At 68.2% G+C, this 14,321-nt stretch carries 15 protein-coding genes; 6 read left to right on the top strand and 9 right to left on the bottom strand.

The window, feature by feature from the left end; genetic code table 11:
• Positions 1-4 precede the first annotated feature (4 nt).
• Positions 5-523 (top strand): hydrogenase maturation protease, encoded by a 519-nt coding sequence (locus CFB18_RS04350; protein WP_088570584.1) that lies wholly within the window; start codon positions 5-7, stop codon positions 521-523.
• Here the strand turns inward: CFB18_RS04350 and CFB18_RS04345 are convergent.
• The 4 genes from CFB18_RS04345 to CFB18_RS04330 all read right to left on the bottom strand — a co-directional run bounded on the left by CFB18_RS04345 (position 481) and on the right by CFB18_RS04330 (position 4,954).
• Entirely contained in the window at positions 481-2,025 is a 1,545-nt protein-coding gene (locus tag CFB18_RS04345; RefSeq protein ID WP_143597513.1) for an ArnT family glycosyltransferase, read from the bottom strand. The two genes, CFB18_RS04350 and CFB18_RS04345, sit on opposite strands and share 43 nt — an antisense overlap.
• Before the next feature lie 7 nt (positions 2,026-2,032).
• Positions 2,033-2,227 (bottom strand): hypothetical protein, encoded by a 195-nt coding sequence (locus CFB18_RS04340; protein ID WP_088570582.1) that lies wholly within the window; start codon positions 2,225-2,227, stop codon positions 2,033-2,035.
• Positions 2,224-3,183, bottom strand: a complete 960-nt coding sequence (locus CFB18_RS15560; RefSeq protein ID WP_200808073.1) for a LysM peptidoglycan-binding domain-containing protein — start codon at positions 3,181-3,183, stop codon at positions 2,224-2,226. Before CFB18_RS15560 ends, CFB18_RS04340 begins: the two co-directional genes overlap by 4 nt.
• Positions 3,184-3,262: 79 nt before the next feature.
• On the bottom strand, positions 3,263-4,954 hold the full coding sequence (locus CFB18_RS04330; protein ID WP_088570580.1) for a helicase-associated domain-containing protein: 1,692 nt from the start codon (positions 4,952-4,954) through the stop codon (positions 3,263-3,265).
• A 419-nt stretch (positions 4,955-5,373) separates the two neighbouring features.
• Here CFB18_RS04330 and CFB18_RS04325 point away from each other — a divergent pair, with 419 nt between their 5' ends.
• From CFB18_RS04325 to CFB18_RS04310, 4 genes are all read left to right on the top strand, one after another.
• Positions 5,374-6,057: a DedA family protein gene (locus CFB18_RS04325; RefSeq protein WP_088570579.1), complete on the top strand. Its 684-nt coding sequence runs from the start codon at positions 5,374-5,376 to the stop codon at positions 6,055-6,057.
• Between the two features lie 210 nt (positions 6,058-6,267).
• Positions 6,268-7,308 (top strand): HEAT repeat domain-containing protein, encoded by a 1,041-nt coding sequence (locus tag CFB18_RS04320; RefSeq protein WP_088570578.1) that lies wholly within the window; start codon positions 6,268-6,270, stop codon positions 7,306-7,308.
• Positions 7,309-7,330: 22 nt separating this feature from the next.
• Complete coding sequence (locus tag CFB18_RS04315; RefSeq protein WP_159461573.1) at positions 7,331-8,242, top strand: AEC family transporter; 912 nt, start codon at positions 7,331-7,333, stop codon at positions 8,240-8,242.
• 4 nt (positions 8,243-8,246) lie between these two features.
• Entirely contained in the window at positions 8,247-9,428 is a 1,182-nt protein-coding gene (locus CFB18_RS04310; RefSeq protein ID WP_088570576.1) for a peptidase MA family metallohydrolase, read from the top strand.
• Here CFB18_RS04310 and CFB18_RS04305 read toward each other — a convergent pair.
• Positions 9,414-9,908, bottom strand: coding sequence for a DinB family protein (locus tag CFB18_RS04305; RefSeq protein WP_159461572.1), 495 nt, complete (start codon positions 9,906-9,908; stop codon positions 9,414-9,416). The two genes, CFB18_RS04310 and CFB18_RS04305, sit on opposite strands and share 15 nt — an antisense overlap.
• Positions 9,909-10,043: 135 nt before the next feature.
• On the opposite strand from CFB18_RS04305, the gene CFB18_RS04300 reads away from it, so the two are divergent.
• Complete coding sequence (locus tag CFB18_RS04300) at positions 10,044-11,060, top strand: AAA family ATPase (protein WP_088570574.1); 1,017 nt, start codon at positions 10,044-10,046, stop codon at positions 11,058-11,060.
• Positions 11,061-11,138: 78 nt separating this feature from the next.
• Here the strand turns inward: CFB18_RS04300 and recO are convergent, their stop codons facing one another.
• The 4 genes from recO to CFB18_RS04280 are packed head-to-tail and all read right to left on the bottom strand — an operon-like array spanning position 11,139 to position 14,143.
• Positions 11,139-11,939: a DNA repair protein RecO gene (gene recO / locus CFB18_RS04295; RefSeq protein ID WP_088570573.1), complete on the bottom strand. Its 801-nt coding sequence runs from the start codon at positions 11,937-11,939 to the stop codon at positions 11,139-11,141.
• The gene (locus CFB18_RS16375; RefSeq protein WP_159461571.1) at positions 11,936-12,376 is read right to left on the bottom strand and encodes a cold shock domain-containing protein; all 441 of its coding nucleotides are present in this window, start codon (positions 12,374-12,376) and stop codon (positions 11,936-11,938) included. The genes recO and CFB18_RS16375 overlap by 4 nt, the downstream gene beginning before the upstream one ends.
• A gap of 43 nt (positions 12,377-12,419) precedes the next feature.
• Positions 12,420-13,568 (bottom strand): LysM peptidoglycan-binding domain-containing protein, encoded by a 1,149-nt coding sequence (locus tag CFB18_RS04285; RefSeq protein ID WP_088570572.1) that lies wholly within the window; start codon positions 13,566-13,568, stop codon positions 12,420-12,422.
• Positions 13,565-14,143: an HDIG domain-containing metalloprotein gene (locus CFB18_RS04280; protein WP_088570637.1), complete on the bottom strand. Its 579-nt coding sequence runs from the start codon at positions 14,141-14,143 to the stop codon at positions 13,565-13,567. The genes CFB18_RS04285 and CFB18_RS04280 overlap by 4 nt, the downstream gene beginning before the upstream one ends.
• Between the last annotated feature and the right edge of the window lie 178 nt (positions 14,144-14,321).

Here is a 14,321-nt window from a genome sequence, read left to right as displayed (position 1 = left end):
CTGCATGGCCATCCTGGTCCTGGGCCTGGGGAACGATCTCCTCGGCGATGACCGGATTGGGTTGCTCGCCGCCCGGGCCCTGCGAGACCTCCTGCAGGGCCAGAAAGGGGTTGAAATCGTGGAGAGCGCCGGCTCCGGCCTGGCCCTGCTGGATCTCATGGCCGGCTACGAGCGGGCCATCGTGATCGACGCGATCCAGACCGGACAGGTTCCCCCAGGGACGATCCTGGAATGGACGGTGAGGGAACCTCTCCCGGTCCGGGCTCCCTCCCCCCACGCCACAGGCCTCCCGGAGCTTTTGGCTGTTGCCCGGGCGCTTCGGATCCCCTTCCCCGAGGAGATCCGAATCTACGCGGTGGAAGTCGCGGACGCCTCCACCTTTGGGGGGGAGCTCACCCCGGCGGTCCGACAGGCTCTGCCTGAGCTGGTGCGCCGGATCCGAAGTCAGCTCCAGGCCTGGCAAGCCGCTCCGGAGGGGACTCAGGGAGCTGCGCTCCGCTCCCGGGGGGCCAAAATCCGGTAGAGGAAGCCGTTCACCGGCACGTCGTCGATGGGCCGATAGGCCTGGCCGATAGCGTCCAACACCGGCTGGGGATAGAACTGGGCCCGCAACACCACCACCCCGAACTGCTGCTCCCGGATCATCCGGATCAGCGGCTCCGGGTTGAGCTGGCCGTTCTTGTAAAGGTTCAGCAACTGGGTGGGGTTTGTGACCGGCTCTTTATCCGCCCACAGCGCCCACGAGGCCTCCTCGGTGAGGGCGGGACCCGGCGCGCTCCGCACATAGGCCACTACTTTCCAGCCATTGTGGAGATCCTCCGCCGTGGGCAGATGCCCCAGCTGGGTGTAGCCCACGCGATCCACATAGCGGACCCCCTCCAGGCCCAGCAGCCGGGCGACCGGCCGCGTCAGCGGGTGATCCGTCGGCAGATGGAAGACCAGGGCCGCCTGGAGGAGCAGCGCGAGGGGGACGGCCAGGTCGGTCACAGCCCGCCCCGTCCATCCCTCCAGACGGCTCAAGAAACGGGCTGCGGCCAGGATGCCCGCCACCACCGCGGTGATGAAATACGATTCCCCTGCCCCCCATTTGCCCGCCAGGGCCCCGCCGGCTGCGGCAAAGACCGCCCAGACGCTGAACAGCGAGAGCCGGTCGAAGTAGAGCTCATAGAGGACCAGCGACAGCGCCAGGATCAGGACCACCGCGTGGAGCCGGAACCACTGACCATAGAGGAAGAAGGCCTGGCGGTAGTCATACTCGTTGATGTTGGCCTCGATGATGTGCAACCACCAGTAGCCCTGCGTCGCCCAATTGACCAGGAAGAAGAGGACCAGATTGGCCCCCGCGAACCCCAGGGCCCATCCCATCGCCCGACGCGGATCCCGCAGGAAGAGATAGGCCAGGACTGCCAGCACGGTGATCAGCGCGTGCTGTTTGGTCCATCCCGCCGCCATGAGCGCCAGGGAACCCCAGATCAACGCCCGGCGGTCCGGGAAGCCGTCCGCCCGGGCCAGGGCCAGCACCGCCAGGGTCTCGAACAGCACCATCATCATGTGGCTGCGGGAGAGCGGACCGATGTGATAGACGTAATTCGAGGCCAGCACCATCCCTCCCGCCCATCCCGCGAGGGCCCAGCGCCCGGTCCACCGCCGGACCGCCAGGCCCACCGCCGCCGCCAGGGCCAGGGTCGCCGCCGTCGAGAGCAGCCGCCCGGCGATCAGCCGCGGCCCGAAAATCCACACCAGCGGAACGGCCAGCAAATGGAAAAGCGGCGGGTAGTTGGAGGCGTAGAAGGGGTAAGATTCGATGTCGCGGTAGGGCCACTGCCCTCGGGAGAAGTAGATAGCGTCTAAGAGCTCGAAACCCTCCCCCTGATCGTAATCGAAGGGGAAGCGGAAGAGGGCTGCGGCGTAGATCCCGAAGATCAGCGCATAGGCCAGGTAGGCGAGCAGGACCGCGGCCCACAGCCCGTGGGCGATGGTTCGAAGAAGACGCGACGGCAGACCGGTCATCGTCGCTACGCTCATCCGAGGATCAGGCCGGCCGGCCATCCCACACGAGCAGGGGAAGGGCGAGGACCGCCAGGATCACCGCCACCGCCAGGGCCGCCTGCTGGAGCGGCCCCCACTCTGGGGAACGGCCCATCCGCATGGCCTGGATCAGCACCTGCGACCCGGCCAGCGCCAGAGCCCCCAGCAGCATCAGCACCCCTACTCCCCGCTTGCTCATCGCTGTCCCTCCGCAAACACCCGGAAGGAACGAACGTCCGTGACGGGGAACCGCGCCTCAAAGTCCCGCGCCGCCCCGGGCGGGGTGGGCTCCTGGGAGAAGACCACCTGGCGGAAGCCGAGCAGGCGATCCTGGCCATCGTAGAAGGCCACAACCACGTTGATCCGGCGCAGCGGAGCGGCGTCGGCGTTGCGGGCCTGGCCGCGGACCACGAAATCGGTCCCCTCCTCGCCCCCCTGGGCGCGGAGCACTTCCACGGGCCCGTAGCGCTGGCCGGGCTCCCGGGTCGGCTCGGCGCGGACCACCCGAGCCTCGGCCCGGGCGTAGCCGGCCGGGACGGTGGCGAACACCAGGGCGAAGGGGGAGCGCCCGCCCGAGGCCAGGATCTCCAACGCCGTCCCGGCGATCCCGGCCTCCAGCTCCCGGCCTTCCTCGTCCCGGAGCACGATTTGCACCTGAACGTTCTGCATCGGATGGGGCTGGGGGTTGATCACCTCCCCCACGCAGCTCAGGCTGCCCAGGGCGCTGGCCGTGCAGCCGAATCCCTGCACCAGCAGCGGCATCGGCGTAGGGGTGGGCAGGCGGGGGCTCTCCCCTCCTCCCCCACCGGGCACTGGGATCACCAGCTGCTGCCCCACCTGCAGCAGCGTCGGATCGGTGATCCCGTTGGCTTCCTGAAGGGCCGACACGGACACCCCATACTTCAGGGCGATCCCATACAGTGTGTCCCCGGGCTGCACCACGTAGATGATCGGCGTCGGGCTGGGGGTGGGCGTCGGGATCGGCGTGGCGGTGGGCACCCGCACCATCACCGGCGTGGCCGTGGGGGTCCTGGTTTGAACGTCCGGGGACGCCCGGGTCGGCGTCGGCCGCTCCGAGACCACCCGGCCGCAACCGGTCCACAAGAGGAACACCAACGCGGCGCCCCCGAGGATCCGCCCTCTCCCACGAGGCATCATTGGAATTGGACCCTCCCAACATCTGGGATCATGACTCGAATTATATCCCGAGCGTGGAAGCACCGTGGGGCCCTGCTCATTCCGTCTCCGGCTCCGGGGAGGTTTCGAGGCGCTCCTCCGGCACCACCCCCAGCTGGAGCAGGGCCGTTCGCACGTGAGGCCAGCCGGCCCGCTGCAGGATGACCGCTGTCGGGGAGAGCACGTCCTGCACATAGCGGCGGGCCTCGGTGGCCAGCAGCTGACGGAGCAGCTCCGGATCGCTGACCTGAAGCACCAGGGCCCACTCCACGCGCGCTTCCGTCCCCCGCGCGGCCCAGCGGGCCAGCGCCTGTCGGAGGGCATCGGGAGGCGTCAGCTCGTAACGTCGGAAGAAATCCAGGATGCGCTCGGGGTCGATGTGCTGGGATCGGGCGCGAGTTAGGGAACGGGCGGTGATCCGGTAACGATACACCTCCCCCGAGGAGATCCAGTCGGCGATGCGGGCCACCTGGAAGCGCTCATACCGCCGGCCCGCCCCCACCTCAACCGTCCCATCCGCCAGCAAGACGAACCGGGTGTCCCCCTCCGGGGGCGGATCCCCCCGACCCAGGTAGGCGGCCCCGAAGGGAGAGAGGCGGATCCGATCCGGCTCCCCCACTTCCAGGACCCCCAGCCAGTGCAGCGGGCCGAGGAGCAGATAGCGAAGGAGCGCCCCTTCCACCCGATCCCAGTGCTCGAAACCTCGCAGATACTCCCCGGTCTCCGCGTCCCGGATATACCAGGTTGTGAACTCCGCCTCGGTGCGCTGGAACGTGGGGTTCCGGTTCCGGATCTCGTGGATCAGATCCGGGACCGCATACCAGCTTCCCGGATCCAGCCGGCGGAGCAGCTCCAGGAGCGTCCGGCGGGCCAGCCGGGGGTCGTTCTGCCAGGATCCGGTGGGCTCCGGCCGCAGGGTGGGCACATGGAAGAGATCGTTCCACGTCGTATCGTCCCGCCATGCCTCCAGCAGGGCCCGCAGCTGCTCCATTAGCGGGGCCTGCAGCCAGCGGGTGGTCACCTCGGGGTCCAGACGCAGAGCCTCCCGGCGCACCTGAGTCATCCGCAGGACCCGGGCCAGATGCCAGAGCAGGGACCAGCGCTCCCGATGAGGCCAGCGCAGCTGCCGGCGCACCGCCGGGAAACGGGACCAGGCTTCCTCCGCGGTCATGGACGCCGCGGGGGCTTCGTTGTGGAGGAAGATCAGCAGCGTGCAGAAGTCATCCGCCGGCGTCGTGCCGGTCCGCCGGATGCGCGTCGGGGCCGGCGCGGTGGGGATCCGCTCGGAAGGCTCGGGCGGGGGGGACTCCTCCACGGCGGGCAGTCCGAGCCGGAGCTCCTCGGGGAGGAACACCACCTCCTCGAAGCCAGCAGGCAGCTCGGCGAACCCGAAAAAGATCCACCCGCGGAACCAGAGGGCCTCCGCCGGGCCGGTCGGTCGTTCCCAGAGCCGCTCGCCCTCCAGGCGGGCAGCCCCGACCCGCCGGATCTCCCCGAAGCGCCGCTGGAAAGAGGCGGCGGGCATCATCCCGCCCGCTGCGAGCAAGGCCTGTAATGCCGCTCGTTCCTCCTCTCCCAGGCGGGCCCAGTGCGCCGCCTGGCGCTCCGGGTCCATCATCGCAGGCAGCAGGCGGGCGATCAGCGCCTCCCGGGAGAGCAGATCCGGATCCACCTCCCAGAAGCGCGCGATCACCCGCAGATGAGCCACATCAAGATCGCTCAGACTCTGTCGCAGCGAGCGAACCGGCATACGCACTCCTCCTCGTTCATTTTACCGAAACCTCGAATCGTTCGAGCATGGATCGATGAATTCCGGCTTTCACGGCGGCTGAAGCCGCTCCTACAGCCAACGGCCTCTGGAGGAGGGGCCTTAGCCCCGAACGTTTGTCTCAACGGCACCGCTGGTCACTTCTGACAGGAGGATCTTCAACCCTGAACCCTCGTCTTCTTCGATCCCGCAAGGTCGCGGCCGAAGTCGTGCCCATCGCATCGATTCTTCTGTAGGAGGGGCTTTAACCCTGAACCTCCGTCTTCGATCCCGCAAGGGGTTGCGGCTGAAGCCGCTCCTACCATATCTGGGGAAGCGCTTGGCCTGCCCTGGGGAATCGGTTATATTCAGACCGATGGGAGAATGTCCCTGTATGGATTCGGAAGCAAACAGGAGGCTCGATGGAAGCGCTGGAGCATCAGCTGGTGCTGTTCCTGGAGAGATTGTTCCAGGGGATGGGTTGGGGCGGCGTGGTGGCGATCATGGCCCTGGAGAGCGCCAACATCCCCATCCCCAGCGAGGTGACCATGCCCCTGGCGGGCTGGATGCTGGTTCAGGCCCGCGATGGGACGCTCCTCCAGGCGATCCTGGAAGGGGGGTTCTACGGCGGGCTGGGGTGCACCCTGGGGTCCCTGCTCTCGTATGCCCTGGGGTATTACGGCGGCCGGCCCTTCTTGTTCCGATATGGGCGCTACCTGCTGATCCACCCGCGGGATCTGGAGGCCGCGGATCGCTGGTTCGCCCGCTGGGGGATGTGGGCGACCTTCATCTCCCGTCTGCTGCCCATCGTGCGCACCTTTATCTCCTTCCCGGCCGGCGTCGCCCGCGTCTCCATCTTCCCCTTCACCGTCCTCACCTTCACCGGATCATTCCTCTGGTGCGCCGGCCTGGCTGCGGGAGGCTACATCTTCGGGCAACATTGGGAGGAGCTGCGCCGCCTCATGCGCCCCTTCGACATCCCCATCGCTCTGGCCCTGCTGGTTGGTTTCGCTTATTACCTCTATCGGCACATCCGCCACGCTCGGGAAGGTTACGAAGCGCTGTCCCCGGCCCTCCAGGAAGCGGATCCCCCGGGGGAGGAATGACACGAATGACGCACCCCCGGGCGCGGAGCGGTTTTTCGTAAAGCCGGAGGATAAACTCTATAATTCTAAGCGCCGATCCGGCGTTTTCGATCCCTTCCGAAAGCAGACGCTTCGGCCACAGGAAAGTCCTGTTCGGCGATCTCGGGGCGGTGGGAGGCCATGGACCCCCTGCCCGGGTGAGGGCTTTCAGCAGATTCGGGAGGTTTTCTCATGCCTTCGGTGGAAGCTTTGCTTGCTCATCTCAAAGATGAAGCCACGCCGCTTTCCATCCCGCGGCTTTACTGGCTTTCGGACCTGAGCGAGGAGGAGCTCGAGCAGGTCGCACGGGTCTGGCTGACGCTGTCGACGGCGCGGCGGCGGGCCATCATGAGCCATCTGGTGGACATCAGCGAAGAGAGCACCGAGGTGGACTTCGGGCGCATCTTCCGCATGGCCCTGAGCGACCCGGATCCCGAGGTGCGGGCGCTGGCCATCGATGGGTTATGGTATGAGGATCAGGACCTCCAGCTGATGCGGCGTTTCTTTGAGCTGTTCGAGAAAGATCCATCCGTGGAAGTGCGGGCTCGGGCGGCCCTCGGGCTGGGGCGCTATCTCTTCAACGCCTGCATCATGGAGCAGATCCCCCTCTCCGCGGTGCGCCCGGCCATCGAGGCGTTGCGGCAGGCATTCTACAACCCGGAGGAGTCCCTGGAGGTGCGCCGGCGCGCCCTGGAGGCCCTGGGCAACACCCTGGAGCCGGACCTCCCGCTGATGATCGCCCGAGCTTATGAGGATCCCGACGAGCGGATGCGGATGAGCGCCGTCTTCGCCATGGGCCGCACCGGCGAGGAGCGTTGGGCGCCCTATGTGATGGAGGCGCTGCGCAGCCCCAGCCCCGCCATGCGCTATGAGGCAGTGGTAGCCGCCGGCGAGATCGGCATCCGGGAGGCCGTGCCCCTCCTGGCCCGCCTGATCGAAGAGGGGGACGCGGAGATTCAGGAGGCCGCGATCTGGGCCCTGGGGGAGATCGGCGGCCCGCGAGCCCGGGAGATCCTGGAGGAGCTGGCCGAAGGAGAAGACGAGGACCTCGCCGCCCTGGCCGAGGAAGCCCTCGAGGAGCTGAACCTGATGGAAGAGGCCGAGACGTTCCTGCCCCTGCTCGAGATGGACCTGGAGTCCGACGCGGCCGAGGCAGAGGCCTGGCAGGCCCTCTGGGAGGAGGAGGGAGAGGAGGAAGGCGGGGAAGACGATGAGGAGGGGCGACGGGATTGACGCGGAGGACGGAGCGCCACCGGTGATCCTGCGCCTGATCCCCCAGATCCTCTTCCACGATCTGACCCCGGTCCTTCTGGCGATCGCCGCGGGCTGGCTTCTGGGCCGCTACCTGGATGTGCCCTCCCATCCGGCAGCCCGCCTCTCCTTTTACATCCTGAACCCCTCCCTGGTCTATATGTCTCTGGTCCGCTCGGACATCAGCGGCGTGGAGCTGTTCCGGTTCCTGGGCTTCGCTGCCTCCGTGCCTTTCGTCGCGGGAGGCTTCAGCCTGCTTCTCAGCCTGGCCCTGAGCCTCTCCGCCGCGGAGCGGACCGCCCTGATGCTCACGGCGATGTTCGTGAACGCCGGCAGCTACGGGCTGGGGGTCGTGCAACGGGCCTTCGGAGATGCCGCCCTGGCCCGGGCGGTGCTGTATTTCATGACCAACAACGTCCTGCTCAACACGTTGGGGGCCACCCTGGCCCTGCATGGCGGAGGGGGCTGGAGCTGGAGACGGCTGCTCTCCATCCCTACCCTCTACGCGGCCCTCGCCGCCGCCCTGGTGCGCTGGAGCGGCTGGCATCCCCCGGAGCCCATCGAGGCCGGGATCGCCCTGCTCAGCCGCGGCGCGATCCCCGTCCTCCTCCTGGTGCTGGGGCTGGAGCTGGCCCGCATCCGCCTGGAGGATCGACGTCGGCTCATCGGGCTCGGGGCGCTGGTGCGCCTGGTCGGGATCCCTCTGATCGCGATCCCCCTGGCCCGCCTCTGGGGGCTGGAGGGCCCGGCCTGGCAGGCCGGGATCCTGGAGAGCGCGATGCCGGCGGCGATCTCCAACGTGGTGATGGCCATGGAGTTCGGGATCTACCCGCGGACCATCGCCGGCATCATCTTCCTCTCCACCCTGCTCAGCCCGCTCACCCTCAGCATCTGGATCGCCTGGCTGCGAGGGTAAGGCTATGAAGCAGGCCCTCCTCGGATTCGTCCTGCTGCTCCCGATCTTCGCCCGCCCCCTCCAAACCTCAACCCCTGAGGGAACGTTCCCCGGACGGGCGACAGTGGAATACACCTTCGGCCAGCGCATGCGCTTCGTCCTGGAGGGCGAGGGCTTTCCGTCCATCTCCGAGGCCATCCTTTACTACACGATGCCGGGGATGGAAACGCCCTACCGGGTGCGCCGGACCCCGGAGGCCTCCGACGGCCTGCGCGTGATCTACGAGCGGGATCTGCGCCGGGAACCCCTCCCGCCGTTCGTCCCCATCACCTTCTGGTGGGAGGTGCGGGAGGATCCCGGGGGATGGCGCTCCACGGAGCCCCAGACCTTCCGGTATCTAGACAACCGGGTGGCCTGGCAGACCCTGAGCGCCGGCCCCTTGCGGCTGCACTGGCACGCCGGAGACCCCGGGCTGGCCCGCTCTGTCCTGGAGCTCGCCCGCCGGAGCCTGGAGCGGATCGGGGGGCCTCTGGGATATTCCGCGCCGGAGCCCATCGATCTCTTCTGGTATGCGGATCCGGAGCTGGCGCGGGCGGCTTTCCGGCTGGCCGGCCTGGAGATCGAAGGCGAGGTTCGACCCCGCTGGCGCGCCGTGATCCTGATGGCCTCCCCCGACGGCGCGGGGCTGGAGGCACTGCGCCGCGCTATCCCCCATGAGCTCACCCACGTTGTCCTCCACGACCTGGCGGGCGGACAGCCCCTCCCGGCCTGGCTGGACGAGGGATGGGCGGTCTGGAGCGAGGGGCCGCCGGATCCGACGCTCCTGCGCGCCCTCCAGGAGCCCCGCCTGGAGGGCGTATCCCTGATCGGCCTGTGTGGGGATTTCCCCACGGATCCCCTGCGGGCCCGGCAGGCCTATGCCCTCGCAGGCGCCACCGTTCGTTATCTCCACGATCGCGAGGGGATCGGAGGGCTGCGGCGGTTGCTGGAAGCCTACGCCCAGGGCCTCTCCTGCGAGAGCGGCGTCCGCCGCGTCCTGGGGCGGTCCCTGGAGCGCCTGGAGCGGGAGGTGGAGGCGGCGCTGCGCCCGCAGCCGCCCGGGTGCGCCGTCCTGGAGGGGTTGGGCCCGTGGCTCTTGCTCTTCCTGCTGATGAGCCTGGGCCCCTTCTCCCTCCTGCTCGGAGGGCGGTCTTCATCCGCCCGGTGAGCCTCTCCGGGCGGCGCGCCAGCGCTCGATGTCGACGCGGTGCTCCGCATCGTGTTCGTAAGTCTCCGAGGCGATGAGCTCCCATAGGGGTCCCGCAAGGCCGGGGAAGCGTCCGGGCTGTGTGAGATCCGCATCCGAGAAACGCTCCAGGCGTCTCAACAGCTGCTGGAACGTCCCGTGGAGATCGGCCAGCACCCGCTCCAGCGGGCGGTCCTTCTGCTCCCGATAGATCCGCGCGTTCAGCGCGTCCACCTCCGCCGGGGAGAGCTCCAGGTCTTTCGGACGCCGGCCCTGCTCCAGCTGGAAGAGGGCCGTGATCAGGCGGCCCTGCCAGACGGCCAGATGGGCCAGGATGTCCTTGACCGTCCACTCCCCAACCACCGGCACATCGGTCATCTCCTCCGGGGAGAGCCCCTCAAGGGCTTGCAGCAAACGTTCCCGCTCCTCGTGGATCCGGCGGATCAGCGTGGCTTTGTCCATCGGCGCCTCCCGGACGTCTCTCCAAGTAGAGGATAGCCCCATCTTCGGCGCAGAGGAAGGACGCTGAGGGGGAAGGATCGCCGCCCGGATCCCGCCGGGCTATCATCGAGCCGGAGACCGTCAGGAGGCCCGGGGATGATCCGCGAGGTGGAGATCGAGGGCTTCAAGTCGATCCGGAAGCTCCGCCTGGAGTGCCGGCGGATCAACCTGTTCATCGGCCCCCCGAACACCGGCAAATCGAACCTGCTGGAGAGCCTGGGGATGTTCAGCCTCCCCTACGCCCCCGCGGAGCTCCGCGCCTTCGCCCGTTGCCAGACGATGGCGGATCTCTTCCATGATCAGGACGTGGGGAGCCCCGTTCGGGTTCGGGCCGACGATTACACGTGGACCCTGAAATACGAGCCATCGGATCCTCGTCCATTCCACATCGCAGCCAAGCTTTTCTCCTATGGTGACTTCTTTTCCTATGGCTATAAATTTGATACCACCTTTGAGGGAGGCGGCGTCTCCGATCCTCGCCGCCTTCCCTTCCGCTTCTATCGGTTTGTCTCTCTGGATCGCTTCCCGGCGAAGGAGCCGGGCTTCCTCCGCCCGCCCCACGGGGAGAACATGCTCCACTTGCTCCTCCTTCACAAGCCGCTGCGGCAGAAGATCGCCGAGATCTTCGCGGAATACGGCCTGCGCCTGGTCCTGAAGCCCCAGGAGGACCGCATCGAGCTCCAGAAAGAAGCGGATGGGGTGATCATCGCTTATCCCTACATCCTGGCCTCCGATACGCTCCGCCGCCTGGTTTTCCACCTGCTGGCCATCGAGACCAATGAGGGGGCTCTCCTGATCTTCGAGGAGCCCGAGGCCCATGCCTTCCCCTACTACACCAAGTATCTGGCCGAGCGGATCGCCCTCGACGCCCGGAACCAGTATTGGATCTCTACCCACAATCCCTATTTCCTGCTCGCCATCCTGGAGAAGGCCCCCCGGGAGGATGTGGCGGTGTTTCTGACCGCCTGGCGGGAGGGAGCCACGCAGATCCGTCCGCTGGGTGAGGCGGAGATCCAGGAGATCGTGGACGCCGGCTGCAGCCTCTTCTTCGATCTCGAACGTTTCCTGAGTTCGGAGGAGAAGGGCTTCGAGGATTTTATCCGAGCACTATGAGAACGGAAATGCCCCGAGCTCGATTACCTGAGAGGATGGATCCGTGCGGGGCGGGAAGGAGCAACCGGACCGCAAGCCCTATGAGGGCGGGCGAGGCGGCTGCTCCTCGGAGGGGGCGGAGCGGGCGAGCTGGCCGAGGACGGCGAGGGCCCGCGGGGGGCGTTCCAGGATGGCGCGCAGGTGATGGCCGATGAGCTCGCCGATCTCCCGCAGGGTCTCCGCCCGCAGGGGGGCCGTCCGGAAGGCCGGGTAAGGTGTGCGCAGGATGAAGCGCATCCCTTTCAGCGCCGCGCGGCTCAACGGATAAGCCCCTGGGGCGCCCCGGGCGCACCCCGGGCAGAGGACGCCGCCGCGCCGCGGATCGAACCCATACGGACCCCGCTCCTCCCGCAGCGGTTCCCCGCAGCCCACGCAGAACTCCACCTGAGGCCGGAACCCCGCGATCTCCAGGAGATGCAGCTCGTAGTAGCGGATGACCCGCTGGGGATCCTCGCCGCCGTCCAGGCGGTCCAGGGTGTCCGACAGCAGGCGATAGAGAGCGCGGCTTTCCTCCCCTTCGGGGGCGAGGGCCTCGGCCAGCTCCGCCGCGTAGTGAGCCAGGGCGCTGCGGTCCAGGTCCTCCCGCAGATGGGGATGGGGAGCGATGACCTCCGCCTGGCTGATCACATCCAGCTCCCGCCCCCGGGCCAGGAGCAGGGAGGTCCGCATGAAGCGCTCCAGGTGGCCGGCCTTACGGCTTCGGATCTTGCGGACCCCCTTGGCCAGCGCGCGGTGCTTCCCGAGCTCCGGCGTGAGCAACACCAGGAGCCGGTCCGCCTCGCCGAAATCGATCCGTCGCAGGATGATGGCCTCCGTGCGATACAGGCGTTCCCGGTTCATCCAGAGCCTTCCCGGAGGATGCCCGCCTCGGGATCCCGCTCCGCCGAAGCAGAAGCCTGTGTCGCCGCGACGGGGGTGACGCGGACGGCCTGGGGCCCCTTCGGAGTCACCTCGACCTCGAAGGTGACCGGCTGGTTGGCCTCCAGGACCAGCCCGGGGCGGACGATCCCCGTCCGGTGGAAGAAGATCTCGGTGCCGTCCTCGCAGCGGATGAAGCCGTAGCCCTTCTCGGGGCTGAACCACTTCACCCGCCCCTCATAGACCTGCCCGGGCTCCAGCTTGCGCTTCGGTCGCGCCGCCTCCGCCCGGCACTTCGGGCACATGGTGGGCTCCACCAGGGGCTGGCCGGCCTCCACCATGCGCCGCTGTTCCGTCACCGTAAACACAAAGGGTCGGCCGCACTTCTCACACGTCAACAGCTTGTCCGCGAAAGGCATCGCGCGCTCCCCCTGATGCGGGATGGAAGCGACCGGAATCCCCTCATCCCCCTCCGGGGATGGGGGTGGAAGGGACCTCGCCGGGGCTCCAGCGGAAGGTCCGGGCGGCCGCCGGGCCCGCCGGCTCGAACCGCACCGTCCCATCCGGCTCCACCACCCGCCGCACCACCTGAACGGTCCAGCGGAAGATATAGGGACCCGCTTCCCCTTCCACGGCCGATCGGAGGAGGGAAGCGGGGATGTGCCAGGCGGTGGCCCGGGTGCGGAAACGGTCGATCTCCACGCCGTCCTCCCGGAACAGCCGGACCTCATACATCTCGCTGGGCTCGAGCAGCCCGACGGACGCCCACTGGACGAGGACGGGCAGCCCGGCTCCTTCCACCCGGGCGCCATCGGGCGGGCTGAGCAAGGGCGGCGGCGGATAGGTCGGCACCGGCGTGGGGGTCGGAGTGGGCGTCGGGCCGGGGGCCGGTGTGGGCGTGGCCAGGGGGATCACCAGGGTCTGCCCGGCCTGGATCCGCTCCGGGTTTGCAATGCCGTTCGCCGCCTGGATGGCCCGCATGGAGACCCCGTAGCGTTGGGCGATGGCCAGCAAAGTCTCCCCCGGCTGCACCACGTGGAGGATCTTATCCGGCCGCGGCGTGGGAGAGGGGGTCACCCCCGGCGGGAGCGTCGGAGTGACCAGGATCGGCGTCGGCGTGTAGACCGGGATCCGCAACACCTGCCCGACGACAATGAGATCCCCCGAGAGGTTGTTCAAACGCCGGATGTCGTCCACCGTGACCCCGTAGCGCTCGGCGATGTAGAGCAGCGTCTCCCCCGCCTGCACCTGGTGCTCCAGCGGTGGGATCGGGGTGGGAGTGAGCGTGGGCGTCGGCGTAACGGTGGGCCGGGGCGTGGGGGTGGCGGGGGGTGTGAAAGGCGTCCCAGTGAGGGTGGGCGTCGGGCGGGCCATCGCCGCCCGCGCCATCCGCCAGGCCAGCCCACCCACTGCCAGAAAAAGCAGCACAACCAGCGCGAACCCCAGAAGGGCGGATCGCCAAGGGATCGGCGGCTCGGGCTCCGGCTGGAGGGCCTCCGGTGGGATTGTGAGATCCGCCCCGCACCGCCAGCAGGTGCGGGAGCGACGGGAAACCGGCATCCCGCATGTCGGGCAACGCCGGAAGAGTCCGGAGCGGCGGGCTTCGCTCATCGTGCCGATCCATCCAGGCCCAGGATGGGAGCGATCCCCTGCATGGCCTCCAGGACGCGGGCCACATGCTCCTCCAGGGGCACTCCCAGCTCCGCCGCCCCCCGCTCGATGTCCGCCCGGTTCACCCCGGCGGCGAACCGCCGATCCTTCCATTTCTTGAAGATCGAGTCCACGGTCACGCTATATAGGCTGCGGTCGGGCCGGACCAGGGCGACGGCGGTGATGAGGCCGGTCAGCTCGTCCACGGCGAAAAGCGCCTTGTCCCGCCGGGTGACCCGGGGGACGCCGGTGACTTCGGTGGCGTGGGAGAGGATGGAGCGGATGATGTCCTCCGGCCATCCGCGCTCCCGGAGGATGCGCGCCCCCTGGTTGGGGTGGCCGTCGGGGGCGACGTTCGGGTAGCGTTCGTAGTCGAAATCGTGAAGGAGCCCGACCAGACCCCAGGACTCCTCATCCTCTCCGAAGTAGCGGGCGTAAGCCCGCATGGCCGCCTCCACCGCCAGCATGTGGCGCCGCAGGTTCTCGCTTTGAGTGAACTCGCACACCAGCGCCCACGCGTCCTCCCGGGTGGGCATCATCCCTTCCACCTCCGATCTGGATCGCTTCCTCATTTTCCTGAATTTCCTCCAAACTTCCCACCCTGTCAACATCGCCGCGCGGCCCGAGTTCGTTTTGGTCACAGGCGAATCGGCGGGCTTCCGGCCGGATCGCCTCCGGTGCCTGGGATCTCCGCTGAATCGCGGGGCGAAAACA

The sequence above is a fragment of the Thermoflexus hugenholtzii JAD2 genome, from assembly GCF_900187885.1.
In the GTDB taxonomy this organism is placed as follows: Bacteria; Chloroflexota; Anaerolineae; order Thermoflexales; family Thermoflexaceae; genus Thermoflexus; species Thermoflexus hugenholtzii.
The sequence above is the reverse complement of the archived record's forward strand: the minus strand, read 5'-3'. Positions and strand labels throughout refer to the sequence as shown.